We start from the raw sequence: 25,267 nt of genomic DNA on the forward strand, positions 1-25,267 counted from the left end.
GCCCTCACCCTTAATCCCTCTCCCACGGGGAGAGGGAAACGGGCGCTCCAACTACGGACCAACAATAACCCAGCCACTGAACCTCACGCCGGTTCTGCTATACCCCAATGCAAAGCGGCCCCCGCGGGCCGCCTTTTTGGTATCCGGTGCTTTAGAAGTAGATGCCGATGTCCAGGACGCCGCCCACCGAGTAGATGGAGTCGTTCAAATCGTAGAGGTAGCCCTCGTCATCCTCGACCTCGGTCACGCTGTTGTAGTGGAACAAGCCGCCGACGCCGATGGAAAAATTGTCGGAAACCCAGAAATCCACACCCAACCCGCCGTCCACACCGAAGCCACCGCCGGTCAAGGTATAGCTGTACTCCCCCGCATCCGAGCTCCACAGGGTCGAATCCCCGTTGAACATCGCGTACCCCATGCCGGCCTTGAACCAGGGCCTCGCCATTCCGCGGTCGAGGAAGGTGAGCTTGAACCCGAGGCCGAAGATCATCTCGATGTAGTTGTGGTCGGCGTACATCTCTGAGTCCTCGTAGTAGTCGTTGTAGGCCAATAACGAGAAGTACGGGCCGAAGGAGAAGATGGGGCCGAGGAAGATGTTGACCAGGAGCGTACCGCCGAACTGGACGCCGCGGTCGAATTCGGAGGTCATATCCTTGTAGAGCTCGTTGATGGAGAATAGGAAGGGCGCGCTCAGGGTGACGCCGAAGCCGGGCCCTTTGCCCCGCGGTCGGGGCGTCGTGATCGTGGTGACCACCTCATGCTCGCCGGTCTCGATCCTCCCGCCCAGGCGCACCTTGTCGCCCGTCCTGGGGGGAATGTCACCGGAAAAGGCTGCCTCCGAGAGCTCGTCGGCCAGCACCTTGGTGATTTTCGCCTCGCCCAGCTCCTCGATGTCGCGGCCCAGGAAGGCGCCGGTGTCGGGGTGATAGTACTCCTCGCCCAGGCGGTAGAGCTCCACCATGTCACCCACATTCACGCCCTCCTGGCGGCCCAGGTCCAGCTTGACCGTGTCCCCGGAGACCGAGACCACGGTGCCGACCACGGGGATTTTCGCGGCCAGGCGGGCGGCCATGTCCCGGGTCACGGATAAAAGACCGTCCAGGCTGTTCGACTCGGCCGACTCGGAGAGCTCGACCTTGCCCAGGAAAACGTCCACCACGCGGACGGTGGCGGTGAAGGTCTCGCCCACCTTGGACACCTTGCCCACCACGACCTTGCTCGCGCCGGCCAACTGACCGACCTGGACGAAGCACTCCGTGGTGGTGCAGCCGGAAAGCGCCAGACCCTGCTCCTCCATCAGGGCGTTCAGGCGGTCCCGCTCCACAATCTCGAAGCGCTTCGTATTGATGAGAGCGTCCAGGAGCGTGTCGGCGATCCCGCCGGCGGAGGCCTCGCTCACCCCGGAGGCCTCCAGGCCGATGAAGGCCACGGTGGTCTTTTCGGCGGCGAGGGAGCCCGCGGCGAGAATCAGAACGAATATAAAGAGTTTGCGCATCAACCCCTCCTTAAAAGAATCGGGATAAAAAGACTACAATTGCAGTATCGTAACACATAAACGTGGGAATGTTCCACCACCCGTTCGTGGAAGAGTCTCGGCGCCCCGTCAGCCGAGACGACCGGACGCCGCGAGCCAGTAAACCGTCCGACCCAGGAGGAGGGTCACGAGGCCGCAGAACATCGAAGCCTTCAACCAGCGCTGCACCCTCCCGGCCTCCCCCGTCCGAGAAAGACCGTAGACGCCGATGACGACGAGGGGCAGCGCCATCCCGACGGCGACTGCCAGGGCGTCTACCCAGGCGAGACGGTCGAAGAAATGGAAGAGCGCCAGGGCCGGCGTCACGGCGAAGGCGACCGAGGCGCCGATGAGCCTCGTGGGACCCTCGCCCAGGCGCACCGCCAGCGTACGCGCGCCGGCCTCGGCGTCCCCTGGGAGGTCCTCCACGTCCTTGAAAATCTCCCGGGAGAGGTTCACCAGAAAGGCCAGGGCGGCCAGGGGGATGACGCGGTCCAACCCGCCCGCCGCCGTGGCGCCGTAGGCCAGGGCCAATGATGTCATCAGCGCCACCGCCAGGTTCCCGGCGAGACCGGTGTGCTTGAGGCGCATGGCGTAAATGACGGAAAGGAGGATGCAGAAGGGGACGATGATGTACCCCGACGGGGGGCCGAAGAAGGTCAGCCCGATTGCCGCGGCCCAGGCGCAGACGCAGAAAACGACGGCGGAGCGCGGCGAGAGGTGTCCCGCCGGCAGGGGGCGCTCCGGGCGGTTGATCCGATCAATGGCGAGGTCCATCCGGTCGTTGAGGGCGTACCCCCCCGCGGCGACGAGGCTCAGGGCGACCGCGGCGGCAAGCAGCGGGCCGAGGGCTTCCCACCAACCGGATGTCGGGCACGCGCCGGGTGGCAGGGCCAGGGCGGTGCCGAAAACGACGGCGGCGAACACGAGCAGCATGTTGGTCGGCCGCGCCAGTTCCACGAAGGCCCTGAATTTCGTCACCACCAAAAACACCGCCTAGAGAAGGTGCCTCATTTTCAAAACCAGTCCCGGGGCGTTTTTCAGGGCGTAGCCGATGATTCTCAAGGGGGATATCTCCCCCAGCTCGCCCTTCGCCGCCCCGGCCGCCAGGGCCGCCACGGCCTGGTCTATCTCGTCGTCGGCGAGGCTCGTGACCAGGGCCTTGATTTTGTAGAGCTGGCGGTGCTCCCGCCCGTGCCGCTCCCGCCAGCGTTTCTCGTAAATTTTTAGGGTCTTGGTCGTGGGCTCAATGCCGGAGCTGATAACCTCGACCGCCGTCTCCCCGGCCAGCCGCCCGGCCTCCACGGCCCAGTTGATCCCCGCGCCGGAAAAGGGGTCCACCTGCCGCGCGGCGTCACCGGCCAGCATGCAGCCCTCACCGACGAAGCCCCGGGGCGGCGGCGACGTGGGAACGCAGCCGTGAACCTCCTCCAGCACGGAAATTCCCGGAAAGTTCTCGGAGAGGAAGTCGCGCAGGTAAGCCTGCGCCGTCCTCGACTGGTTGCCCGGGATTCCGAGCCCGACGTTCGCCGTCCCCCGGCCCTTGGGGAAGAGCCAGGCGTAACCCCCGGGCGCGACCCGGGAACCGAGTTGGAAGTAAACGGTGTCGTCCTCCACCCACGCGGGCAGGCCGGCGGCCAGCACCTGGGCCCCGGCGTGGACGTCGGCCGGAGGCAGGTGTCTGGAAAGACCCGTCCAGCGTCCGACCAGCCCCTCCACCCCGTCGGCGCCGACGAGTACCGGGGCCTCCACCGTCTCCTCCCGATCCGGACGGCGCACCCCGACCCGCCACAGAGCGCCGTCCCGCTCGGCCCGGAGAGCCTGTGATTTGACCCAAAGCTCGGTCCCGGCCCCGGCGGCCCGCTCGGCGAGATGGAGATCGAAGAGTTTCCGCTCGAGGACCCAGCCGGCGCCTTTTTTTTGAACCTGGGCCCGGTTCCCCCCGGGTGAGACGGTGATCCCGCCGTGGAGATGGGCGGCGCGGTAAGGCGGGGCGAGGTCTCCCGTCGGGCCTTCGGGGAAGAGGACCCCGTCGTCGCCCAACTCCTCGACGAACCCGTCGTGTCCGACCGCTTCGGCGCAGCGCACCGGGAAACCGACCTGCTGGCGCTTCTCCAGAAGGAGCACGCGCAGACCCCCCCGAGCCGCGTGATAGGCGGCGCTGGAACCAGCGGGCCCGGCCCCCACGACTATCACATCGTAGCGCAACCTTCTCCTGGATTCGGCTATCCCGACGGGCGCAGTTAATCGGACCAAGTATAACTTAAAGGCGAGGCTCATCGCCCCGCCCCTTCAGCCCGATCGAGAGGATTATACAGAACTCATCGTCGGCCGGCCTCGATGCCCCGACCATTCGGTCCGATCTCGGTGTCGCCCCCAAACATGGTGGACGATACACTCTACGCCCCGACCATTCGGTCCGATCTCGGTGTCGTCCCCAAACATGGTGGACGATACACTCTACGCCCCGCCCATTCGGTCCGATCTCGGTGTCGTCCCCAAACATGGTGGACGATACACTCTACGCCCCGCCCATTCGGTCCGGACGGTCGAGCTAGTATTCCATCGCCTTGATCTGGCCCCAGGACGTCTCCTTGACCGGGGTCTGCCATTCACCGAGGTCCACCCGGGCGGACTGGACGATCTGCTTGGTCATGAAATTCTGGACGATGACGTAGCCGATGACGTCGTCCACCTTCCACACCTGGTCCACGTCGAACTCCTGGGTCCAGTAGTGGACGCCCTCGTTGTCGGGGATAAGCCAGCCGGGGTAATCGGGCTCGGTGATGCGCATGGTGTAGTTGTAGTGCCTACCGCCGGCGGAGAGGTCCTTCTCGACGATGATGAAGTATGCGCGGTAGTAGCCGTCGGGAACGCTGTCGGTCCACTCGAACCGGGCGCTAAGGTAGCCTTCGCTGCCGGTGATGTTCCCGTCGAGGACGATGTCCATCGGGCTTGGGACGTTAATCCGGCTGGCCACGTAAGCTCCGGCGGAGCTCCAGCTGACCTTGGTCCCATCCACGTAGGTGTCGGGGACGGAGTTGACCCCGTATAAGGATCGCCGGTTGTTCTGGTCAACGGGATTGTAGAGGTAGAAAGGATCGCTGGCTCCGGGCCAGTTCATGTGCCACTCGCAGAGGATCATGTTTTCGTGGTATTGAGCGTCAATGGCCTCCCACGCCGCGTCCGCCGAGGGGCAACTGGGGCAGGTGTAGTTGGTGAAACCCTCGAGCACCACCATGCGCTGGGTGGCGAAGCTCACCGCGACGAGGACTAACAGCACAAGGACAGCCTTCCGCATAATCTCCTCCTTCGATCGTACCGATATGTCTCTATTTAACGTGATTAACCCGTAGCGATTTTTAACTTAAAAACCCCCGCGCGTCAAGGCTTCTCGTTGACCGACGCCAGGAGTTTCGGCAGAATCTCCTCGGCCGATTGCAGGTCCGTCACGGCGTCTCGGTACGTGTCCAGAATCTCCCTGACGCGCTCCTGACGGGTGATTCGATCCATGGAACCGCCCTCGTACTCGAGAACCAAGTCCTCGTAAGCCTCCTTGGCGTCGGAGAGGACGTCGGCGGCCGCGATGGCGGCTTCGTAGGCCGATGTGCGTTCCTCACCGAGCTCGGCCAGGCTCTCGGGGGCGGTGAGGTTGAAGAGACGCAGATTCTCCACCGGCGCCTCTATCGCGCCGAGCAATCCCTCGTCCACCGGGACGGTCATACCCAGCTCGTCGCTCTTCGTGAGCAGCTCTTTTACACTCTCCGAGGACAGTGTGCCCAGCAGGTCCTTCAGGAGCAGATCGTAGGAGCGGCAGTCGTTCAGGTAGCTGGCTTCCGCCCCCGATTGCTCGATCGCTTCGTGCTCGCAACCCAGGACTAAAAATCCGAGCACGGCCAACGTCATAATGGTAAATTTCACGGTTCGCTCCTCAACGGGTAAGGTTTGTGATTTCATCGTACAACTTGAGATGGTCGTCAGCCACATCAGCCCAGCTCCTCCGGGTCATCTCCAGACCGAGGCGGCGAAGGCTTTCGGCGAAAGCGGTGTCCTCGAGCACCCGGCGCAGGGCGCGGCGCACGTCCTCCACGGACTCCGGATCGCAGTAACTTGCGGCTTCGCCGGCGACCTCGGGCAGAGCCCCCGCCCGGGCCAGCACGGCGGGGCAGCCGCAGGCCAGCGCCTCGACCGCCGGGAAGCCGTAGCCTTCCTCGAAGGAGGGAAACAGGAGCGCCGCGGCCCCCGTGTACAGGGCGGGGAGATTTTCCGGGTATCCCAAATGGCGAATCCTCCCGCCCAGCGGGTCGGTCAGCTCACCCTCGCCGGCCAGCGGTTCCCCGCTCACCGCGAGATCGAGATCGAACTCCTCCAACAGCCCCCGGGGCGCCCCGAAGATGGCCCGTGGATTTTTGCGGGGAACCCGGGAGCCCAGGTGGAGGATGTACCTCCCCGGTCGGAGCCCGTAGTGCCCACATACCTCCTCCACATCTTCGGACGGTCGCGGTTCGAAACCCGAGGGCGGCGCCCAGTGTATCACCCGAACCATCCCGTCGGGAAGACCGAACTGGGCGGAAATCCCGCGGGCGGAATGAAGGCTGGGCGTGATTACTGCGGCGGCCCGGGCCGTCTCGCGGGCGAGCTGGCGGCGCCTGTCCCTGGCGTAACCCAGCTGGGGGGCCACGTCGTGCAGCGTCAGGACGGAGGGTAAAGAGCCTCGGTACAGCAGCCGATTGGCCGGACCGTGCCACAGGTCGGCCTCCACCCCGAACCGCCGGCGCCTGAAAAACGTCCCGCACCGCGGGGAACCCCAGACGGCGAGCCTCTCGACCACCGGCCGGTGAACGCTCCGGCAGAAGAGGGTCAGCTCTACGCGGGGGTTTTTCGCCAAGGCGCGGAGAAGCTCGTCGCAGTACCGCCCCATTCCCTGGGGCCGCGGACGGAACGCCTCGGTCGCGTCGAAGGCCAGACGAAGGGACATAGGGGGCACCGGATCCCGACCGATGTGCGCGGACGGATCGAGGCCGCGGTCCCGTGCTCCGCCCGCCAACCCACGCGCCGTCGCCATTTCCTCCATCCAAGTATACCACGGCGCGGACGGATTGAACAACGCAGCCGGGGGCCCGTCTTGCCGAGGGGCGGGTCCTCTGGTAAGATAGACACGCTAATTATCCACCGGAGATACGATGGTTCAGCACCGCCCGTTGCCGATGGCGCTCCTCCTCTTCTTTCTGCTGATCGCCGGTTGCGGCGAGAGGGAATCCAAGCTCGAAGAGGTGAAGCGCTACCACGAGGAGATGGACGGTCCGGATGCGGACGTGCTGCTCCTGACCGAGCAGGTACGCCGCTGGGCCGACGACATCGCCCAATTGGCCCCCGAAATCGTCGGCCGCGAGGTCCCGGGGCTTTTAAACGAGGCGCTCACCTACCAGGAGAAGGCCTACGAGTTCGGTGAGTTCTTCGCCAGCGCCCACTACAAAACGGAAAACATCGCGGAGTTCCTGGAGTTGAAAATCGAGGTGCTAGCCACCCTCCAGGCGGACCTCCAGTCGTTCATTGACGATTTCCTGAAGGTGTACATCTTCTCCCTGGAGGACGAGGAGGGGCTGCCCGGTTACCACTCCGAGTGGATCGCCCTCTCCTGCAAGAACTTCACCGAAGCCGTGGAAAAGGTCGAGGGCGAGTTCACCCGTGGCCGCCGGGTGCTCCTGTCCCAGTTCATCCTCATGGGGGAGCGCTAGAGGCATGCCGCGGACTTTGATTGGGACGCTCGTGGCGGCGGTCATCTTAGTCGGCTGCGGCCGGAGCGATTACGACGAGCTGACGCGCTACAAGAACGAGGCCACGCCCGCAGACGCAGAGCTGCAGGCCTGTCTGGACGCCTACACCGGCAGGCGGCTCCGCATCGGCGAGGGGTACGGGTACCGCCTGCCCTTCGACTCGGAGGAGACCCGGGAGCTGTTGCGCAGGGCGGAGAATGCGACGGAGGAGCTCGGGAGGGTAGAGACTCCCGAAACCGCCCGGCGCCTCGCCGAGGGGAAGATCGCCGCAGCCGAGGGAATCCGCGGGGCGTTCGAGCTCCTGAACGAGGTGACGCGGGAGTGGGAGGGTCGCCTCCCGACGGGCCTCCCGGCGGAGGGGGATACCGAGACCGTGGAGCTTGCGGCGGGGGACGTCGAGACGTGGCGCAACGACATGGCGCGCGTGGACGGGGCCTTCGGGTCGGCGGAGAGGGCCTTCGACGCCGCCGCCCTGGCGCTGGGGGCGGACATCCTCGCCGCCCATGACGAGGAGTACTAGGCGGAGGTGCACATGCGGTACCGTTTGCTGGGTCTGGAATCCGCCTCCCTTTTCCGTTTCCTCTTCTTCGGATTCTGGATCGTCCTGGGCGGGCTGGGATTGATCGGTTACGCGGCGTACATCATCGGCTCGATCGAGGCGGGCCTGGTCGAGGACGAGTTCCTGGCGACGCTCTTCGGGTGCGTCCTGGGACCCCCGTTCTACTCCCTCGTCTTCGCCGGCATCGGTGTTCTGGGCAACGCGGTATATAAAAAACTCCTCCGCAGCCTGCCCCCACTCGTCGCGGAGATGGAGGAGGCGGGCGCGACCGTCGCCCAACCGGGCCGGGGGGGAACAACCGCGGACGACTGGAGCCGGCTACCCTAGGGCGGGTTGGATGACGGCAGCCGTTTGGTCTCTCTTCGGTCTCATCGCCTTCGTCTACATCGGGTATCCCCTCCTCATCGGTCTGATCGGCCTCGTCCGCCGCAGACGGCCCCAGGCCGATTTCAGCCACCTGCCATCCCTCGCCCTTCTGATTCCCGCCCACAACGAGGCGACCGTCATCGCCGACAAGCTCGCCAACGTCCTGGAAAGCGATTATCCCCCCGACAGGCTGCGGATTTACGTCATTTCGGACGCCTCGGACGACGGCACCGACGGGGTGGTCTCGGGAACGGGCGACCCCCGGGTGCGCCTCATCCGCCAGGAGAGGCGGGAGGGAAAGGTCAACGCCCTGAAGCGGGGGATAGCCGCCGCCGAAGACGCCGAAGTCATCTGTTTCTCCGACGCCAACTCGCGCTACGAACCGGACGCCCTGCGGAGGCTGGCCGCCGTTTTCGCCGATCCCCGGGTGGGCGCCGCCTGCGGCCGCCTGCGCCTGCTCGGGACGGAGCGGTCGGGCACCGCCGCCGGCGAGGGGCTGTACTGGCGCTACGAGGACGCCATCAAGGCCGCCGAATCGCTCTCCGGCACGATGCTGATGGGGGCGGGCACGATTTACGCCGCCCGGCGGGAGCTGATCCCCGACGTGCCGGCCCACCGGGCCGACGACTCCATCGTCCCGCTCGCGATTGCCGTCGGGGGCCGCCAGGTGGCCTGGGTGCCCAAGGCGGTGGCCTGGGAGCGCACCGCGGTGGACGCAGGCGAGGAATTCCGACGCAAGGTCCGGATGATCGCCCACGATTTCGGCGGTTACTTCCACCTCCGGGGCTGCTGGCGGCGGCCGTCGGTGGGGCTGCGACTTTTTTTCCACAAATTCCTGCGCTGGCTTGTGCCCTTTTTCTACCTCGCCGCCCTCGGCCTGGCGATTCCGCCGGCACTCTCCGGCGACACGGCGATGCTGGTCGCGGCGCTGGTCCTGGGAGGCGGGCTCCTGTGGGGCGGTGTCGCCTGGGGAGCGATGGCTTTCGGCTGGCGACCGAAATCCCGCCTCGGCCGCCTCCTGGCCCTTCCCGGCCACTTCGTCATGGTGAACACGGCGTCCGTCCTCGGCATCTGCCGGTCGGTATTTCGGGGGAGCCAGGCAGCGTGGGAGGCCGCCTCCAGCTCGCACGGGGGTCTTTAGTGAAACGGCCTCCCGACCGCGATAAGGCCAAGGAGTTCTACGACCGGGAGAGGTTACCAGACGGGGACCTGGAGCGGCTGGCCAAAGGCCGGGGGCTGGGCCTGCGGCGGGCGATCCTGGGGCTGGAGGGGCTCCGGGATGAGATGCTGGGCGGAATCGCCGGAAAGAGGCTGCTAGAGATGGGCGCGGGCTACGGCGAAGAGCTGATTGAATTCACACTGAGGGGTGCCCGGGCGGTGGGGGTGGACTTCGCCTTCACCCGGCTATCCCAGATCCCCCAAAAAGCGGAGGAAGCCGGGATCGCGGTCGCCGTCGTAGCCGGTGATTGCCACTGTATGCCCTTCCCCGACCGCTCCTTCGATATCGTTTACGGCAACTCCGTCCTGGTCCACATGGACCGCGGGCGGGCCTTCGCCGAGGTTCAGAGGGTCCTCCGGCCCGGGGGCCGCTTGATTTTGATCGAGCCGCTGGACCGGCACCCGCTCCTGAAGCCCTACCGCCGGAGCCTGAAGAACAGGGAGGACGTAGCGTCTTACCTCGACTACGCCGAGCTGGACGCGGATCGGCTGGGTGGCGGGTATGAGCTGCGACCCGCGGGTCTAACCTCGGCGGCGCTTCTGCCCCTGGCCGCCGCGGGGGTGGACGGCGCTTTCTGGCGCGGGACGGCCCGACTCCTCAACCGTCTGGACGCTCTGCTCTTCGCCAAAAGCCTCTGGGCGCGGAGACACGCCTGGGTCTGCCTCGCCGGGTACCGGGGGAAAGACCTTGAGCGCTGAGGGGAGAATCGGCGAGCTGCGCCGTTTCTTCGGCGCGGAGCGGGACCCGGGACCGCTCACCAGCCTCGCCCTCGGAGAACCCGCGGGGAGGTCCGTCGCCGTGGTCGGGCTGCGCCACCGGTGGAGGGAGGCGCTGGGGGAAATCCGGGGACGGCGCGCCCTGGAGCTGGGCTGCGGACACGGTGGGGAGATGGCGTATCTGGCGGGGAAGGGCGCCGCGGTGGTGGGGATAGACCTTTCACTCCGGCGATTGAACACCGCGCGGTCCGCCGCTCCGGGGGCGGCGGTTCTGCTGGCCGATGCCGAGCGGCTGCCCTTCACCGACGGCGCATTCTCCCTGGTGTACGGGAACTCGATTCTGTTGCACCTGGACAGGGAGAGAGCCTTCGCCGAGATCGGGCGGGTCCTGGAGCCCCGCGGGACGGCGGTGTTCCTCGAGCCGCTGGACCGGCACCCCCTCCTGCGCGCGTACCGCTCCCTCTTTACCCGGCGGCGCGGGCTCGCCCGCTACCCCTCCCTGGAGGAGTTGGAGGGGATGAGCCTCGGGGGCGGGACCGACGTCACCCCGTGGTATCTGACGGCGGCGCTGCCGGTGCTCGCGGAACGCCTGTTCGGATCGAGCGGCCTCACCCGCGGCCTGGCCGAGCTCCTCTCCCGGTTCGACGGTTGGCTCTTCCGCCGTAGCCGTTGGGCCGCCCGGCGCGCCTGGACGGCTTTTACCATTTATCGCAAGAGGTAAGCTTGGATACGATTCGTACCACCGGCGAGCTCGAGGAGCGCAGGGAAACCCTCGAGCGCGAGCTTCCCTCGGGCGGCGTGGCGCTCACCTTCCTCGGCGGGGTGGGCGAGTTCGGCAAGAACATGCTCCTTCTGGAGGACGACTCGGGCATCGTGGTCGTGGACTGCGGTCAGGCCTTCCCCGACGACACACTCCTCGGCGTGGATTCGGTCATCCCGGAGACGAGCTACCTGGAGGCTCACACCGACCGGCTGCTGGCCTACGTCTTCACCCACTGTCACGAGGACCACATCGGGGCGCTGCCCTACGTTCTGCCCCGGGTGCCGGCGCCGCTCTACGGCTCGCGTCTGACCCTGGGCTTCATTGACGGGAAGCTGCGCGAGTTCCCGGATACGCCCGACGTGGAGCGGGTGGAGATAAAGGCCGGGCGGAAGTTCAGCATCGGCGGCTTCGAATTCGAGCCGATCGCCGTCTCCCATTCCACCGCCGACAGCCTGGCCCTGGCGGTCACGACCCGCGCCGGGGTCATCCTCCACACCGGCGATTTCAAGCTCGACCCGACCCCCGTCGGCCGGCGCCACGACCCTCTCCCCCGGCTGCGCTACTACGGCAAACGGGGAGTCAGGCTCCTGTTGTCCGACTCGACCAACGCCGAGTTCACCGGGCACTCCCAGTCGGAAACCGTGGCCCAGGAGGGGATTCTGGAGGCTTTCCGCGAAACGCGGGGCCGGATAATCCTCACCACCTTCGCCAGCCACATCCACCGCATCCAGGGGGTGGTGGACGCCTGCGAGGAGACCGGCCGCAGCCTGGTCGTCTCCGGGCGCGCGGTGGAAAAGAACGTCCGCATCGCCCTGGAGCTCGGATACCTGCGGATTCCCGGCGGGATGCTGGTCCCGACGAAGGATTTGGGCGAGCTGCCGTCCAGCCGCCTCACCCTGTTGGTCTCCGGCAGCCAGGGGGAGCCGCTTTCGGCCCTGGCGCGCATCGTCGAGGGGGAGCACAAGCACATCAAGCTCGAGGCGGACGACCTGGTCATCTTCTCCGCCCGGATGATTCCGGGCAACGAGGTGGCTATCGGCCGCCTGATAGACCGCATTTTCCTCCACGGCGCCCGGGCCCTCTACGAAGGGGTGGCCCAGGTCCACGTCTCCGGCCACGCCTACGCCGACGAGCTGAACGAGGTGATGCGGGCGGCGAACCCTGAATACTTCATCCCGGTCCACGGCGAGTACCGCCAGCTCTACGCACACAAGCGCCTGGCCGAAGACCTGGGGCTCGATGAGCGGAAGATACTCATCCCCCACGTCGGGGCGCGGCTTTTAATGGACGCCGAGGGGGCCTGGTGGGGGAAACCGGTGCCCGCCGGGCGCATCCTGGTGGACGGCAAGGGGGTGGGCGATGTGGGGCCCATCGTTCTGCGCGACCGCCGGACGATGGCCGACGACGGCATCCTGGTCATCATCGTCGCCGTCAGCCGCCAGACCGGGGAGGTCCTGCGCGAGGTGGAGCTTGTGACGCGGGGGCTGGTTTACATTGACGAGAACGAGGAGCTCTTGGCCGAGGTCGCGGCGCGGGTCCACGAGCTCATCGAGGAGGCCGAGCCCGAGGTGCGTGAGGACCGGGAGCTTTTCGCCGATTGGCTGCGCAGGAAGACGCGGCGGTTCATCCAGAAGAAGCTGGAGCGCCGCCCTCTTGTCGTGCCGGTGATTTACGAGCTGTAAGGAGTTATTATGGTAGTAGTAATTACTTCAAAGGATGAGTTGAAATCGTATGTTAAACTTGTCCTATCATCAATAGACGAAACAACTAAAAAGCTTCTATCATATAGTAATAATGGCTTGAATCTATTTAAAGATATTAAATTCACTACCTTTGGCGTTCATCCTAAAGATGGAAATACTCCACTAAACCTCATTGAACAGGTAAATCAGGTCTTCACATACTTGACTACTTTTTGGGGTATTGACGAACTAAAGAGTATCTACACAGAGAAGAAATTCATTGCACATCTCGGCACAACTGGAGGGTTTGATATTGAATCAAAAGATGATAAACAAATATGCGCAGAAGTATTTGCAACTGTTGATCCAGAAAACAATAAAAAGATACATAATGACTTACAACGACTAAGAGAAGGTAACTATATAACTAAATATCTATTCTATTGTTCTCCTATAAGGAGCGGTATAAATGAAACTGGGATTATTATTCACCCAACAACCCCAGAAAGACTTATTGATTGGGCAAGGAAGTTGATAGCAGAGGATTGCCCCTCACCCTAGCCCGTGCCTCGAAGGCCTCCCCAGAGGGGAGAGGGGACAGCTAACAGTTCAATTCTAAAAGCGCGAGCAACTATCCCCCTCTCCCTGTGGGAGAGGGGATGGGGGTGAGGGCTTCCCCTAAAAAAGAGAGGGTCACCGACTCTCCCGCGGGCGGGTGTGGACACCCGCCCCTACAGGGGACTCGAAGCTATTCTAAAATCTCCTCGTCCTCGGGACGCCAGGCGGGGTCCACGACGCACAGGAAAACGAACGGCTCCGAGCCGCCGGAGTTGTCAATCCACTGCACCGTCCCCGGCGGAATCTCCACCGCGTCCCCCTGCTCGATCACGGCCGACTCCTCACCCTGGTGGATGACCGCGTGGCCCTCGACGACGAAGTAGAGCTCGTGGGTCTTCAGGCGGTGCTTCTTCGATTTGTAGCCCGGCAGTAGAATCGCCTCGGCCAGGCTGTAACGCCCCGTAAAACCCTCGTCGTTGACGGGATTGACCAGCTCGCGCAGGTGGACCCCGTCGCCGGCGACGACCTTCTTCGAATTCATCAAGGACTTGATGCGCATGAACCCTCCCTTTATCGGCCAAAAGATGAGGTTACCCGCCCGCCGCCGGGCTGTCAAGCTCCTGGCCGCCTGCCTGGCCGCCGCACTCCTGGCTGGTTGCTCGGCTACGCCGGAGGAGCTCGTCGCCGACTACCTCTCCGACGACCCCGACGTTTCCGGCCGGGCCGAACGGGACCTCCTGGGCCTGGGCGGAGAGGCCTTGCCCGCGCTGGTAGACGCCTTCGTCGCCGGGGAGAGCCGGGAAAAAACGGGGCGCCTCCTGGCGCGGTTCGAAAAACCGGCCGTGGAGCCGCTGGCCGGCCTACTCGGTTCCGACGACCCTGCGCTCGCCGCCGACGCCGCCTGGGTGCTGGGTCAGGTAGGCGAGGCCGCCGTGGAGCCGCTCATCGGGGCGCTCGAGTCCGGGACGGGGAGCCCCGCCGACCTGGCCGCCGCCCTGGGCGCGATCGGCGGACCGGCCTGGGCGCCGATGCTGGCCCTTTTCGATTCAACGGAAGATGAAAATCTCAAGGGCATCCTGGCCGCCGCCTTCTTCACCTCGGGCGACGCCGACCTGGCGGAGACGCTCCGGCCGCGCGTCGGCGACCCCCGCTTCGGCGACGCCTTCCTCTCCACCGTCGTCGCCCACACCCCGCCGGAGGCGCTCGCAGGGACGGTGGACGCCGGGACCGCCTGGCGCATCCTCACCTTCGTGCCACTCGAACCGCTGGTGGGGCCGATTTCCGAGCTCGTCCCGGAGCTCCCTCCGGACGTGCTCGACGAACTGACCCGGACGGCGGCCAAACGGGACAGGCCCTCCTTCGAGCGCGACCTGGTCCGGATGCACCTCGCCGGAGTCGCTGGGGAGTGGAACGAGGCCGCGTCCTACGGCGCCGGACCCTTCGAGACGCTGGTCGTCTCCTACGACGCAGAACGGGAAAATCCACTGAGCGCCGACCTCCTCCGCGTGGCGCTGCTGCACCACGGGGGGCTGTACTTGAAATATCTGATTGACGGCGCCGAGGCCCTGGCGGACTCGGATTTCGAGCAGGCGCAGCGGCTGAGCGCCCTCGCCGGAGAGGTCACCCGGGTCATCGAGGAGCTGACGGGCGCCGCCCGTCGGTCAGGCCCGTGAACGGCCCTTCGATCGCTCCGCCTGGCCTTTGAAAGCCCGTCTGTGCTAACATTCCCCCAAGACACACCCCCGAAAGGTGCACTGATGAGCCAGGAACTGCTCGCCTACATCCGGGTCATCGAGGATTTTCCGAAGCCGGGCATCAGCTTCAAGGACATCACCACCCTCATCAGCCACCCCGAGGGGTTCAGTAAAACGCTGGACGAGCTGGAGGCTCTGCACCGGGGCGACCCGCCCGACGTGGTCGCGGGCATAGAGAGCCGGGGGTTCATCTTCGGCGCCGCGCTGGCGGACCGCTTCGGCTGCGGACTGGCGCTCATCCGCAAGGAGGGCAAGCTCCCCGCCGCCACCTATTCGGCCAGCTACGAGCTGGAGTACGGCACCGCGACCATCGAGGTGCATCGGGACGCCTTCGAGCCGGGGCAGAGGGTGCTTTTGGTGGACGACCTCCTCGCCACGGGGGGCACGGCGCGGGCCGCGGCGGGGCTCATCGAGAAGGCCGGCGCCCGGGTTCTGGCCGTGGACTTCGTCATCGAGCTGGATTTCCTGAAAGGGCGGGAGAAGCTGAAAGGGTACACGGTCAACACGCTGATCCACACTTAGATTATGAGCGGGCCGCGTTTTTATCGAACAAACCAGCACGCGGCGCTAAAGTAACGAATTTCAATAAATTCACTCCGCGACTGCGCCCCCCCAAGACTGGGGGGGATGGGGGGCGAAGGGCATTAATTGGAAACCTGGCCCCGCGCGCGGCGAAAGATAAACGAATTTCAATAACGTCCCGTCGCGAGATTGCCCCCCTGGAAGGGGGGATGGGGAGTACAACCAGGAGAATTTGAACAAGGTCCCGCACGCGGAGTAGACCGTAAGAATTTAAAAAAATCCCGTCGCGATACTGCCCCCCCAAGATGGGGGGGTTGGGGGGGTTGAGGGCCTGTAGCTCAGTGGATAGAGCAGCGGTTTCCTAAACCGCGTGCCGGAGGTTCGATTCCTCTCAGGCCCACCAGCCAGCTTGAAGCTGGACCCTGCCCCGCGAATAAAGCCTATTTCATTCGATGGGCTACCGCCGCGAGCGACACCCCTTTAAGTCAAAAAGAGTCATACCAGCTCGAAGCTGGACGGTACTCGACCGCATGAGCAAGGTCTACAATCTGCGACGCGCGCCGTTCCCCGCGCCGCGAAACCGACACCGCCCGCCGAGCGTACCTTACTTGCCCCCCGACGGGCTTTGGTCTATATTAACCGACGAGGTATCCCCACCGTGATTCAAAGAACGGCACTTCTGTTTCTTTTCCTCTGCGCCGCAGCGCCGGCCGCCGAGGTGCTCGTCGCCGACTACGACGGGGACATGGAGTTCAGCGATCCCGACGACGGTCAACTCGTGGGCTCCGAGTACGCCGTCACGGAGGCCCTCGACGCCAACGGCCGGGACTACGACCTGGTCACCGACATCCCCGACGACCTCGCCGGCTACGACATCGTCTTCGTCCTTCTGGGGACCTTCCCCGCCTCCCGACCCCTGGACTACTCCGATCAGCAGGTTTTGCTGGATTTCGGCCGGTGGCGGGGGCTGTACGTGGAGGGCGGCGACGTGGGCTACGACTACTCCCCGGCGCCGCTCTGGGACCTCTTCGGCGCCCGCTACCTCTACGACGGCGAGTCCACCGAGGACGGGAACGTCGAAACGGTGAACGGCGTCTCCGGCACGCTCGTCGCCGGGCTCGCCTTCGACTGTCCCGGGTATCAGATCGAGCCCAGCGACAACTACCTGGACGAAATCACCAACGACGGCGGCACGGTGGTCTTCACCAGCACACCCATGGGTCACGTCTCCAACGCCAGGACGGTGGCCTACGCGGGCGACGGCCACCACCGAGCCGTGGTCTCCACGTTCCTCTTCGGCGCCCTGGCCGACGGGTCCTCCACCAAGGAGGAGCTGATGGGTCGCCTGCTGGACTACCTCGGCGAGACGATGCCCGTCGAGGAGACGAGCTGGGGCGATATTAAGGCCTGTTACCGTTAATCTGGAGGGGGGAGGATGCGTAAATCGGTGACGTTATATCTGGCGCTGGCGGCGGCGGCCTCGGCGCTCTCGCCCGCCCAATCCCCGACCGCCCACGTCGGTCCGGCGCCGACTTCCGCGGGCGTGCTCCTGGTGAGCGACCAGGAGGACGGCGTCTCGGAACCGCTCTACTTCGACGACTACTACTCGGACGCCATTGACGACATCTTCGGGCACCCTTACTACTACAACATTCTATACCACACCCGGGACGTCAGGGTCGAAGACCTTACGGGTCACGGCGCCGTCGTCTGGTACACCGGCATCTCGGGAGGCACCTCCTCCGCCGACGGGCCGGCGGGTCACATCACCCTCACCGAGGACGAGGAAGACGCCATCATCCAGTACCTGGAGACGACGCCGGACGGCGAGTGCCGGGGGGTCTGGCTCTCCGGGATGTACATCGCCTGGAACTGCGTCGCCGCGGTTCTGACGGAAGGTCAGCTCTACTCCGAACTCTTCAACAACTACGTCGGCCTTTCCTACCCGACGAGCAATTTCAGGAATCCGATCCACGTGGACAGCTCCTGGATCGGGGGTTCCGGCTCCTCGTCGCCACCGCTGTCAGGCGTCCCCTACTCCATCTGGTGGGCCTCGGGCGATTACAACTACCCCGACATGCTGGACACCTCGGGCTCCGCCTGGTCCGCCCTCACCTGGCAGGACTCGGGTGGCGCGACGCACCACTCCAGCGTCATCGCCAATCAGGGCGCGAGCCCCTACGGCGGCACGTGGTACATCGTCCTCTCCGCCCTACCCCTGGAGAGCATCGGCACCGAATCCTCCGGCGAGGAGCGCAGCTACATGATGTCGGACATCCTCTCCTGGTTCCAGGTCACCGTGGGCGTCGAGGAATCGAGCTGGGGTTCGATCAAGGCCTCCTTCAACTGACGGTTGACTCCAGCGCTCTCCGTGGAAGGAGCATCCGTACACGGGATTAAGGGTGAAGGCTGCATTATAAAAAACGGGCCGACCTGAACGGCGCGCCGTCGGTCGGCCTCTACGTCATCGCAGGCGGGGGGAGGGGTGTAGCGGTCCCCTCTCCCTTTTAGGGAGTGCTCGCCTACGGGCCGGCGTGAGGGTCGGGGTTGGTATGTGTAAAAAGGGCGGGTGTGGACACCCTCCCCTACAGCCGATTGTGTAGTTGTTGGCGTAGGGCGACAACTCTATGTGCCGCCCAACATAAAGAATCAAGGGCGGGGTACAGAGCCCCCGCCCTACGTCCATCCCGCGCGAATCCCATCCGCAGGGGCGGCCGTCATCTGTCGCCTGCGGACCGGTGTGAGGGTCGAGGTCGGGGACGGAAACGCGGCGGGGATTATAAAAAGAAGCCCCAGGCGGGGGCTTTTTCGTTTGGGTAAACCGGTCCGCGGTCAGAGCGTCTTCCGTTTCCGGTTCCGGGAGACGAAGTAGGCGAGGTTGCCCAACAGGATGAGCACCACGATGACCACGTGAACCACCATCTGGGCGACCATCCCGCGCATGGCGGCGGCGGGCCGGCCTAACATCTTCTCGTACTCCGCCGCCCCCTTCAGGCCGCCGAGCATCCCCACGATCTGCCGCGTCTGGAGGTAGGCGTAGTAGTTGGGCGCGTAAACCGCCGTACAGCCGACCAACACCGGGATGCCGAAGGGTACGCCCGCGTAGGAAATCCACGCCTCGGGCATCGCCGTCCCGGAAACCGCCGAGACCAGCCCCATGTCGTCGAAGGAGTGTACACCGGCCATCATCGGGTAGTCGTCCAGGGGGGTGCCGTAGTAGTCGCTGGGGTAGGCCTTGCGTATCTCCTCGCCCAACTGGAGGATGACGGCGTCGGCGCCGGCGCGGAACCCGAGATATATCCAGTCCTCGCCCATCGTTATCCGGCGTTCCTCGCCCTTGGCCGCCAGCTCGGCGTTGAGCTGGTCCTGGGTCTCGAGCATTATCCGCTCGCCGATGGACGGCCCCTCGACCAGGAGCGTCATGGCGATGACCCGGATGCCCCGAGTGAGGGCGTGTCGGACCGTAGCGACCAGGATGGGCTCCAGCTCGGGCAGCGTACTAGGGCCCAGGTCCATGGAGACCAGGATGGTCGAACCGGGCGGCAGGCGGTCAATGGCGTTGTAGTAGAGGGCCACCGGCGAGGTGATCGAGACGTCTACGCTGAAGGGACCGACCAGGGAGACTATTACGCCGATGGCGACCAGGAGGAAGATCCAGCGGCGGTCCAGCCCCAGGAGGAAATCCATGGCCCGGCCCGAGAGGTCCGCGATTTTTCGAAAGACCACGGCTCAGCCCCCGACCTGTTGCCGGGCCTGGCGCTTCTTGACGAACCGGGTACCGTAGTAGGCGAGGTTGCCTAAAAAGATAAGAATCACGATCAGCACGTGAACCACCATCTGGGCCACCATCCCCCGTGTGGCGTCGGCGGGCCGGGAGATGAGCTTTTCGTACTCGGCGGCCCCCTTGAGACCGCCCAGTATACCCTCCATCTGGCCCGTCTGCATGTAGGCGTAGAACTCGGGCGCGCTCACCGCCGTGCAGCCCACGAGAACAGGAATCCCGAAGGGGGTGTGGGCGTAGGAAACCCAATCCACGGGCAGGGAGGTCCCGGAGACCGTGACGAGCAACCCCATGTCGGTGAAGGAATGTATGTCGCCCATCAGGGGGTAGTTGTCCAGGGGAACTCCGTAGAAGTCGCTGGGGTAGGCCCGCCGGATCTCGTCGCCGAGTTGGAGGATGACCGCCTCGTAACCCGACCTAAAACCCAGATAAACCCAGTCCACGCCCATCGTTATCCGTCTATCCTCGCCGGTCTTGGCGTATATTCCGTTCAGATCGTCCTGGGCCTCGAGCATCAACCGCTCGCCGATGGAGGTCCCCTCGGGCAGAAGGGTCATCCCGATGACGTTGACCCCCCGCCTCAGGGCGTGGCGGATGGTGGCGGCCATGATCGGCTCCAGCTCCGGCAGCGTACTGGGGTCCAGGTCCATCGAGACGAGGATGGTGGAGCCGGGCGGCAGATCGTTGATGGCCTTGTAGTAACGGGCGACCGGGGCGGTGATGGACACTTCCACGGAGAAGGGGCCCAGAAGGGAAACGATCACCCCCACCGCGATCAGGAGGTAGATCCAGCGGCGGTCGAGCTTGGTCAGCCCGTCGAACACGCCTCCCCAGGACATGTCTCAGGCTCCGAGGTTGTCGGTCTCCGTGGGACCGGTTGAAGACGGGGGACGGCGAGAGCTCATGAACCGGTCGGCGAAGAAGGCGAGGTTGCCCAGGACGATGGCCAGGACTAGAAGAGCGTGCACCCCGAGCTGGGCCACCATCCCCCGGCCGGCGGAACCCGGGTTGTTCGTTATCCGCTCGTACTCGGCGGCCCCTTTGAGCCCCCCCAGAAGCCCGGCCATCTGCCCGGTCTGCAGGTAGGCGTAGTACTGGGGAGCGCTCACCGCGGTGCAACCCACCAGGATCGGGACGCCGTAGGTCACGCCGGCGTACTCGACCCACGCCTCCGGGGTGGACGACCATGAGATATCAATGGCCGCCGCCATGTCGTCGTAGTTGTGCGTGTCCTGGAAGAGGGGCATCGTTTCCAGGGGCGTCCCGTAGAAATCGTTGGGGAAGACGCTCCTTATCTCCTCGCCCAGGGAGATGATGACGGAGCTGAACCCCGCCCGGAAACCCAGGAGCGCGTAGTCCACCCCTGACTTGAGCTGCTCTCCGCGCCCGGTCTGGAGCACCCGGTCGTTTATCTCGCCCGTCACCTGGTTCAACAGGCGCTCGGAGATGGCGACCCCCTCCATCTGGAGGGAGATGAGGATGACCGGCTGACCCCGGCTGAAGGCGTGCCGGAGGATGGTGACTATCATGGGCTCCAGCTCGGGCAGTCCGGCCGGAGGGGTGTCCACGGCCACCAGGAGTGGCTTGGAGGGATCGCTCTGGTGGATGACGCGGTAGAAGTCGTTTACCGGCTTGGTGATCCTCACCCCGATCCCGAAGGGTCCGACCAGGGCGAAAACGACGACGGCCGCCTCCAGGAGAAACATCCAGCGGCGATCGAGGTTCAGGAAACGCTGGAGGAGGGAGGGCCTGGTCATCGGGCCGCCGGCAATTGTTAAAAAGGGCCGTCGGGGGCCGGTAGGTCAAAGCTTCCGGTCTTCCCGACTACCCTTAGGAGAACGGGTTTAGCGATTTTCCCCAACTACACTTCGTCTGAAAATCCCCCGAGGCATAAGTCCTGGTCATGTAAGACCGAGAGTCCGGGCAAACCATCGTCATGCCGTCAGCTAATCGGAGTTACGCCCCAGGTAAATCTGTTTTTGAACCCCGATGATTCAGCGGTCCGCAGGACCGGATGAACATCATGCGCCCCGTCCGCCCGCGGCGGCCCGCAGGGAACTCGTCCTACGGGACCCACCCTACTTGGGTAGGCCGAGCCAGTCGAAGAGGAGGAAGTGGACACGGCCGATCAGGAGCGAGACGCGGGCCATGACGGTGTAGCCGAAGCTGGCGCCGAAGCCGATCATCAGGAACCAGATACCGACGCGCGCGGCGCCGCCCAGGACCCCCTTGTGCTCCAGCGAGAAGAAGAAGTAGGCAAGTGTGCACAGCGTGCCGACGATGAAGAGCGGCCCCGAGATGGCGTCGAAGAAGGTGCTTATCCCCGGTGCGGCGAAGAAATCCCGCCAGGAGTCTATGGAGAAAAGCGGCACCACCAGGGCACCGTGATCCTGGACGAAGGTGCCGCGGAGCTGGGAGATGACGCGGGCCTGAAGGGCGTTCGGGATGGCGATACCGGAGTTGGCGCCCAGGATGAAGGCCAGGGAGTACCGGCTGATCCACGAGATTTTCGGGATGAAGCGGGTGAAGAGCAGTAAACCCAGGATGACGGGGATCAGAAGGAGGACGAGGGCCACGACGGGGGTGAAGTCCTCCAGGATCGGCGGGAGGGAAGTCATGCCCTGGGTATCGGCGTAGGCCTGGAACTCGGCCGGGGTGAGGGAGAGTTTGTTGAGCGTGACGCCGAAGGGGATGAGGAAGTCCTCGACGATCACGTTGTGGTACAGCACGGCGGTGAAGTACCCCGCGCCGAGCCCCACCATGACGTGCTCCGCGAGCTTGTAAAAGGGGTTGTCCTTGTAGAGGAATGAGTAGACGAACAGGGTGAAGATTGCCGCCACCCAGATCCAGATATCAAGGGAGATGTTCAACGTCCACCCCTTTATGTTTCATCTTTCGGGCGTACCGTCGCGGACATACCGCCGCGCCGCCGCACATGCCCTACTTCACCGTCTCGGAACGCCGCGCAAATACACTGGTCGTAACTCCGCTTCGCTCTTTAACCGCTTCCCCGTCGCAGATTCACGGCCTCAACGTCGCGGATGTCCGGTTTCCCCGTCTCTCGCCGCCCTCACAGGTTTACAGCTTCGTCATCGCAGATTGACGATTCTGCCGCCGCAGTTTTACGGGTTACGACTTCGTCGCGGTTTTATCGCGATCCTTTTTACCGCGGGTGACGAAATAGGCGATGTTGCCCAAGAGGATGAAGGCCACGATGACGATGTGGATCCACTGCTGGGCGTTCATGCCCTTGGTCGCGGTCCCATCGTAGCTCAGGAGCCTCTCGTACTCGGCGGCGCCCTTGAGCCCGCCCAAAAGTCCCGCCATCTGTCCGGTCTGCGTGTAGGCGTAGTACTGGGGGGCACTCACGGCGGTGACACCGACGAGAATGGGGATACCGTAGGGGGCGCCGGCGTACGAGACCCAGGCCTCGGGTAGCGCCGTCCCGGAAATATCCGCGACCATCCCCATGTCGTCAAAGGAGTGAACGCCCTCCATCATCGGGTAGTCGTCGAGGGAAACGCCGTAATAGTCGCTGGGGTACGCCTGACGTATCTCCTCGCCGAACTGAAGAATGACCGCGCTGTATCCGGCACGGAAGCCCAGATAGATCCAGTCCTCGCCCATGACCATCCTGCGTTCGTCCCCCGCCGCCTCGTACTTGGCGTTAAGCTCGTCGGTCACCTGGAGCATGATCCGCTCGGCGATGGAGGGACCGTCGGGCAGGAGGGTCATGGCGATGACTTTCAAGCCGTGACTGAGGGCGTGATAGACCGTGGCCTTGAGCATCGGTTCCAGCTCGGGCAGCGTGCTCGGCCCCAGGTCCATCGAGACCAGGATCACCGATCCCTCCGAGGCGCCCTCGATCACGTCGAAAAAGTTCTGCACCGGGGTGGTGATCCCGATGGAGAGCTTGATGGGTAGGACGAGTGCCGCGATCACCACTATCCCGATGATCAGGAAAATCCACCGTCGGTCTATAACCAGCAGCTTCTCGAACAGGGTTTTTTTCATCGTTTGGCTCACCTTTGCCGGTTTGTACCGGGGGGCCGGTATTCCCGGGGGCCCTTTTCTATCCCCGCGGACCCCTCGACCGGGAAGCCCGCTTACTCACCACCGAGATAGCTCCGTTCGATGCCGAGCACGATCTTCAACGCCGTGGCGATGATCCCCAGGCCGACGCCGATGACGATACCGCGCTGCGCGGCGCCGTTGGGAATCTCGAGAATCCACTCCGTGATGTTGGACAACCAGTCCACGTCAATGACCCGCCCCAGCATGATGATCACCGCGGCGCCCAAGAGGAGCGTCGCCTCCTTACTGCGGGCGCGGAATGCCCGGAAGGCGGCCGAGGCGATGAAGAAGGCCAGGAGGCTGAACATCGTCGCCTCCATCGGCGCCTGGAGATAATCGAAGAGCTGGCGGAAGAGCGTCCCCTCGTCAATGCCCCCGAATAGCCCCACGAGGGCCATGACCAGAAAGCTGGCGATGGCTACGGCGTTGAAGGCCCAGCCGGGGACCTGCCGGATCATCTTATTGCCGTGGTTGCGCAAGAAACTGGCGATGCCGAGACCGATGGCGAAGGCGGAGAGCAGCCGGAGCCAGGCCAGCATCTGCTCGCGCAAGCCCTGAATCACCGGGTCCATGATGACGTAGGAGAGAGCCCCAAAGAGACCGGCGACCAGAGCAATCACAAGCGGGATTTGTCTGCGCACTTATCTCCTTTTGCCGTATCGAAAGTAACGGGCTCTACCCGACGATGAACAGATCGGAGAACCAGGTGGTGAAGAAACTGGTTATGACCCCGATGACGATGAGCACGCCGATGATGAACTTGGCCCAGTCCTGCCCCTTCAGCCCGCCCAGAAGAAGCGGCTCGCGGCTCATGTAAGCGGACGCCGCGTAGAGCTCCTCGCCTATGATGCAGTAGTCGCAGGCGGTGATGAAGAACGGTATCTGCACGACGGCGTCGGTGCCGGCTATCTGAATCGCCCCGGTGGAAGCGCCGGTCTCGGCCAGAATCAGCGACTCGGCGAAGAACATCCCCATGTAGAAGTTCGTCGCCGGTTTCTCGCGCAGCATGATGCCGTTGATCGCCGCGGCGTAGGCGAACTGGGACTGGGTGACGAAGTAGATGTCGTTGGGGTTGTAAGCGTCGGGACGGCCCGCGTCGAGATAGGCTTCCTTGACCACCTCGCGCTCGACGGCCATGACGATGGGATCGTAGCACGGGACGATGAGCCGGATCTCGTAGATGGCAGACTTGCGGGCGACCTGGCCCAGGATGTTCACCGCGGCGATGGTGGCCACATCGGCCATAGTCGAGAGCCCCGAGACGTAGAGGATGGGCTTGCCCATCTCGGTGGCGCGCCCCAGAGCCTCCTCGACGGCGTCCAGGCCGGCGATGCGCCGGATGAATAGATCCTTCCCCTTTCGGGCGCTGTAGATGAAGTAAACCAAAAGCAACGTGATCACCACGATGCCGATGAGGGTGTTCCAGCGCTGGGAGTGGAAGAAGTGTGACCGCGCCTCGGCGGGTTCGGATGGACGGGAGTAGCTGACGGCGACGCCGTTGCTGGCTGCCACCATGTAGACGTAGGTGTGTTCGGGCTCGCAGGAGGAATCGGTATAGGACGACGTACCGGCCTCGACCTCGTCTATCACGGCGAAGTCCGTCTGGTTTCCCTCGCCCGACTCGGGATCGGGAACCTCCTTGCGCTGAATTATGTAAGAGACGACGTTGTTCTGCCCGCCGCCGTCGTCGAGGGAGCGCGTCCAGCTCAAGGCGAGGCGTTCACCGGTGTCGTCGGGCACGTCCTCGGCCCGGACCAGGAGCGGCGGTGCCGAGGGGAGGTCCACCAGGGGGTAGAGGTACTCCGTAGACTGCGCCGACGCGATCAGGGGAGTGAGGAGAAGCACCGGTAGGACGACGTATATGCGCCCGAAGGGAGATTTCAGGCATCCCATCCCTTTAGCGCGGGGTGAACCGCCGGCCATAGCGCTCCTTTGGAGATGGTTATCGCAAACGTGCTTGATAACGGTCCGAGTTTACCAAAG

General features: G+C 64.5%; 26 protein-coding genes and 1 tRNA gene. 13 read left to right on the top strand and 14 right to left on the bottom strand.

The annotated features are described in order from the left end of the window. Nucleotides 1-151: 151 nt before the first annotated feature. From VM054_02730 to VM054_02755, 6 genes are all read right to left on the bottom strand, one after another. On the bottom strand, nt 152-1,495 hold the full coding sequence (locus VM054_02730) for a CsgG/HfaB family protein (protein ID HUT97974.1): 1,344 nt from the start codon (nt 1,493-1,495) through the stop codon (nt 152-154). A 108-nt stretch (nt 1,496-1,603) separates the two neighbouring features. Beyond that, nucleotides 1,604-2,494: a geranylgeranylglycerol-phosphate geranylgeranyltransferase gene (locus VM054_02735; protein HUT97975.1), complete on the bottom strand. Its 891-nt coding sequence runs from the start codon at nt 2,492-2,494 to the stop codon at nt 1,604-1,606. Nucleotides 2,495-2,509: 15 nt separating this feature from the next. Beyond that, on the bottom strand, nt 2,510-3,721 hold the full coding sequence (locus VM054_02740; protein HUT97976.1) for an NAD(P)/FAD-dependent oxidoreductase: 1,212 nt from the start codon (nt 3,719-3,721) through the stop codon (nt 2,510-2,512). Nucleotides 3,722-4,067: 346 nt separating this feature from the next. Then, on the bottom strand, nt 4,068-4,814 hold the full coding sequence (locus VM054_02745) for a hypothetical protein (GenBank protein HUT97977.1): 747 nt from the start codon (nt 4,812-4,814) through the stop codon (nt 4,068-4,070). Between the two features lie 83 nt (nt 4,815-4,897). Continuing rightward, nucleotides 4,898-5,434 (bottom strand): hypothetical protein, encoded by a 537-nt coding sequence (locus VM054_02750; protein HUT97978.1) that lies wholly within the window; start codon nt 5,432-5,434, stop codon nt 4,898-4,900. 10 nt (nt 5,435-5,444) lie between these two features. After that, nucleotides 5,445-6,491 (bottom strand): glycosyltransferase family 1 protein, encoded by a 1,047-nt coding sequence (locus VM054_02755; GenBank protein HUT97979.1) that lies wholly within the window; start codon nt 6,489-6,491, stop codon nt 5,445-5,447. A 205-nt stretch (nt 6,492-6,696) separates the two neighbouring features. Here VM054_02755 and VM054_02760 point away from each other — a divergent pair, with 205 nt between their 5' ends. The 8 genes from VM054_02760 to VM054_02795 are packed head-to-tail and all read left to right on the top strand — an operon-like array spanning nt 6,697 to nt 13,156. After that, nucleotides 6,697-7,251 carry a hypothetical protein gene (locus VM054_02760; GenBank protein ID HUT97980.1) on the top strand — a complete coding sequence of 185 codons (555 nt, stop codon included), beginning with the start codon at nt 6,697-6,699 and terminating at the stop codon, nt 7,249-7,251. 4 nt (nt 7,252-7,255) lie between these two features. After that, nucleotides 7,256-7,810, top strand: a complete 555-nt coding sequence (locus VM054_02765) for a hypothetical protein (protein ID HUT97981.1) — start codon at nt 7,256-7,258, stop codon at nt 7,808-7,810. A gap of 12 nt (nt 7,811-7,822) precedes the next feature. Continuing rightward, on the top strand, nt 7,823-8,176 hold the full coding sequence (locus tag VM054_02770) for a hypothetical protein (protein HUT97982.1): 354 nt from the start codon (nt 7,823-7,825) through the stop codon (nt 8,174-8,176). A gap of 10 nt (nt 8,177-8,186) precedes the next feature. Continuing rightward, entirely contained in the window at nt 8,187-9,356 is a 1,170-nt protein-coding gene (locus tag VM054_02775) for a glycosyltransferase family 2 protein (protein HUT97983.1), read from the top strand. Next, entirely contained in the window at nt 9,356-10,132 is a 777-nt protein-coding gene (locus VM054_02780) for a class I SAM-dependent methyltransferase (GenBank protein ID HUT97984.1), read from the top strand. The genes VM054_02775 and VM054_02780 overlap by 1 nt, the downstream gene beginning before the upstream one ends. Then, nucleotides 10,122-10,871: a class I SAM-dependent methyltransferase gene (locus VM054_02785; GenBank protein ID HUT97985.1), complete on the top strand. Its 750-nt coding sequence runs from the start codon at nt 10,122-10,124 to the stop codon at nt 10,869-10,871. The genes VM054_02780 and VM054_02785 overlap by 11 nt, the downstream gene beginning before the upstream one ends. A gap of 2 nt (nt 10,872-10,873) precedes the next feature. Beyond that, nucleotides 10,874-12,595 carry a ribonuclease J gene (locus VM054_02790; protein ID HUT97986.1) on the top strand — a complete coding sequence of 574 codons (1,722 nt, stop codon included), beginning with the start codon at nt 10,874-10,876 and terminating at the stop codon, nt 12,593-12,595. Between the two features lie 9 nt (nt 12,596-12,604). Further along, nucleotides 12,605-13,156, top strand: coding sequence for a hypothetical protein (locus VM054_02795; protein HUT97987.1), 552 nt, complete (start codon nt 12,605-12,607; stop codon nt 13,154-13,156). A 187-nt stretch (nt 13,157-13,343) separates the two neighbouring features. Here VM054_02795 and VM054_02800 read toward each other — a convergent pair whose 3' ends face one another. After that, entirely contained in the window at nt 13,344-13,712 is a 369-nt protein-coding gene (locus VM054_02800) for a cupin domain-containing protein (protein ID HUT97988.1), read from the bottom strand. 25 nt (nt 13,713-13,737) lie between these two features. Here VM054_02800 and VM054_02805 point away from each other — a divergent pair, with 25 nt between their 5' ends. The 5 genes from VM054_02805 to VM054_02825 all read left to right on the top strand — a co-directional run bounded on the left by VM054_02805 (nt 13,738) and on the right by VM054_02825 (nt 17,779). Then, a complete protein-coding gene (locus VM054_02805) occupies nt 13,738-14,826 on the top strand; it encodes a hypothetical protein (GenBank protein ID HUT97989.1) in 1,089 nt (362 codons plus the stop codon). 84 nt (nt 14,827-14,910) lie between these two features. Then, nucleotides 14,911-15,429: an adenine phosphoribosyltransferase gene (locus VM054_02810; GenBank protein HUT97990.1), complete on the top strand. Its 519-nt coding sequence runs from the start codon at nt 14,911-14,913 to the stop codon at nt 15,427-15,429. Nucleotides 15,430-15,756: 327 nt separating this feature from the next. Further along, a tRNA-Arg gene (locus VM054_02815) sits at nt 15,757-15,832 on the top strand. 255 nt (nt 15,833-16,087) lie between these two features. After that, nucleotides 16,088-16,849 (top strand): hypothetical protein, encoded by a 762-nt coding sequence (locus VM054_02820; protein ID HUT97991.1) that lies wholly within the window; start codon nt 16,088-16,090, stop codon nt 16,847-16,849. Nucleotides 16,850-16,864: 15 nt separating this feature from the next. After that, the gene (locus tag VM054_02825; GenBank protein HUT97992.1) at nt 16,865-17,779 is read left to right on the top strand and encodes a hypothetical protein; all 915 of its coding nucleotides are present in this window, start codon (nt 16,865-16,867) and stop codon (nt 17,777-17,779) included. 482 nt (nt 17,780-18,261) lie between these two features. On the opposite strand, the gene VM054_02830 is transcribed toward VM054_02825, so the two are convergent. The 7 genes from VM054_02830 to VM054_02860 form a co-directional block, all read right to left on the bottom strand. Beyond that, nucleotides 18,262-19,155: a hypothetical protein gene (locus tag VM054_02830; protein ID HUT97993.1), complete on the bottom strand. Its 894-nt coding sequence runs from the start codon at nt 19,153-19,155 to the stop codon at nt 18,262-18,264. Nucleotides 19,156-19,158: 3 nt separating this feature from the next. Then, a complete protein-coding gene (locus VM054_02835) occupies nt 19,159-20,049 on the bottom strand; it encodes a hypothetical protein (GenBank protein HUT97994.1) in 891 nt (296 codons plus the stop codon). A gap of 3 nt (nt 20,050-20,052) precedes the next feature. After that, complete coding sequence (locus tag VM054_02840) at nt 20,053-20,967, bottom strand: hypothetical protein (protein HUT97995.1); 915 nt, start codon at nt 20,965-20,967, stop codon at nt 20,053-20,055. 321 nt (nt 20,968-21,288) lie between these two features. Then, on the bottom strand, nt 21,289-22,080 hold the full coding sequence (locus VM054_02845) for a hypothetical protein (GenBank protein ID HUT97996.1): 792 nt from the start codon (nt 22,078-22,080) through the stop codon (nt 21,289-21,291). Between the two features lie 259 nt (nt 22,081-22,339). Beyond that, nucleotides 22,340-23,224 (bottom strand): hypothetical protein, encoded by an 885-nt coding sequence (locus VM054_02850; protein HUT97997.1) that lies wholly within the window; start codon nt 23,222-23,224, stop codon nt 22,340-22,342. A gap of 92 nt (nt 23,225-23,316) precedes the next feature. Next, on the bottom strand, nt 23,317-23,925 hold the full coding sequence (locus VM054_02855) for a hypothetical protein (GenBank protein ID HUT97998.1): 609 nt from the start codon (nt 23,923-23,925) through the stop codon (nt 23,317-23,319). A gap of 34 nt (nt 23,926-23,959) precedes the next feature. Continuing rightward, nucleotides 23,960-25,129 (bottom strand): fibronectin type III domain-containing protein, encoded by a 1,170-nt coding sequence (locus VM054_02860; GenBank protein ID HUT97999.1) that lies wholly within the window; start codon nt 25,127-25,129, stop codon nt 23,960-23,962. Nucleotides 25,130-25,267 lie beyond the last annotated feature (138 nt).

It is taken from the genome of bacterium, from assembly GCA_035528375.1.
Taxonomy (GTDB): domain Bacteria; phylum RBG-13-66-14; class RBG-13-66-14; order RBG-13-66-14; family RBG-13-66-14; genus RBG-13-66-14.

What these genes read in the sequence shown, in the direction of transcription:
- VM054_02850 (HUT97997.1), bottom strand. Translation starts at nt 23,224, where the DNA reads ATGAAAAAAACCCTGTTCGAGAAGCTGCTGGTTATAGACCGACGGTGG.
- VM054_02775 (HUT97983.1), top strand. Translation starts at nt 8,187, where the DNA reads ATGACGGCAGCCGTTTGGTCTCTCTTCGGTCTCATCGCCTTCGTCTAC.
- VM054_02730 (HUT97974.1), bottom strand. Translation starts at nt 1,495, where the DNA reads ATGCGCAAACTCTTTATATTCGTTCTGATTCTCGCCGCGGGCTCCCTC.
- VM054_02840 (HUT97995.1), bottom strand. Translation starts at nt 20,967, where the DNA reads ATGACCAGGCCCTCCCTCCTCCAGCGTTTCCTGAACCTCGATCGCCGC.
- VM054_02770 (HUT97982.1), top strand. Translation starts at nt 7,823, where the DNA reads ATGCGGTACCGTTTGCTGGGTCTGGAATCCGCCTCCCTTTTCCGTTTC.
- VM054_02745 (HUT97977.1), bottom strand. Translation starts at nt 4,814, where the DNA reads ATGCGGAAGGCTGTCCTTGTGCTGTTAGTCCTCGTCGCGGTGAGCTTC.
- VM054_02765 (HUT97981.1), top strand. Translation starts at nt 7,256, where the DNA reads ATGCCGCGGACTTTGATTGGGACGCTCGTGGCGGCGGTCATCTTAGTC.
- VM054_02795 (HUT97987.1), top strand. Translation starts at nt 12,605, where the DNA reads ATGGTAGTAGTAATTACTTCAAAGGATGAGTTGAAATCGTATGTTAAA.
- VM054_02825 (HUT97992.1), top strand. Translation starts at nt 16,865, where the DNA reads ATGCGTAAATCGGTGACGTTATATCTGGCGCTGGCGGCGGCGGCCTCG.
- VM054_02835 (HUT97994.1), bottom strand. Translation starts at nt 20,049, where the DNA reads ATGTCCTGGGGAGGCGTGTTCGACGGGCTGACCAAGCTCGACCGCCGC.
- VM054_02805 (HUT97989.1), top strand. Translation starts at nt 13,738, where the DNA reads ATGAGGTTACCCGCCCGCCGCCGGGCTGTCAAGCTCCTGGCCGCCTGC.
- VM054_02760 (HUT97980.1), top strand. Translation starts at nt 6,697, where the DNA reads ATGGTTCAGCACCGCCCGTTGCCGATGGCGCTCCTCCTCTTCTTTCTG.
- VM054_02800 (HUT97988.1), bottom strand. Translation starts at nt 13,712, where the DNA reads ATGCGCATCAAGTCCTTGATGAATTCGAAGAAGGTCGTCGCCGGCGAC.
- VM054_02755 (HUT97979.1), bottom strand. Translation starts at nt 6,491, where the DNA reads ATGTCCCTTCGTCTGGCCTTCGACGCGACCGAGGCGTTCCGTCCGCGG.
- VM054_02810 (HUT97990.1), top strand. Translation starts at nt 14,911, where the DNA reads ATGAGCCAGGAACTGCTCGCCTACATCCGGGTCATCGAGGATTTTCCG.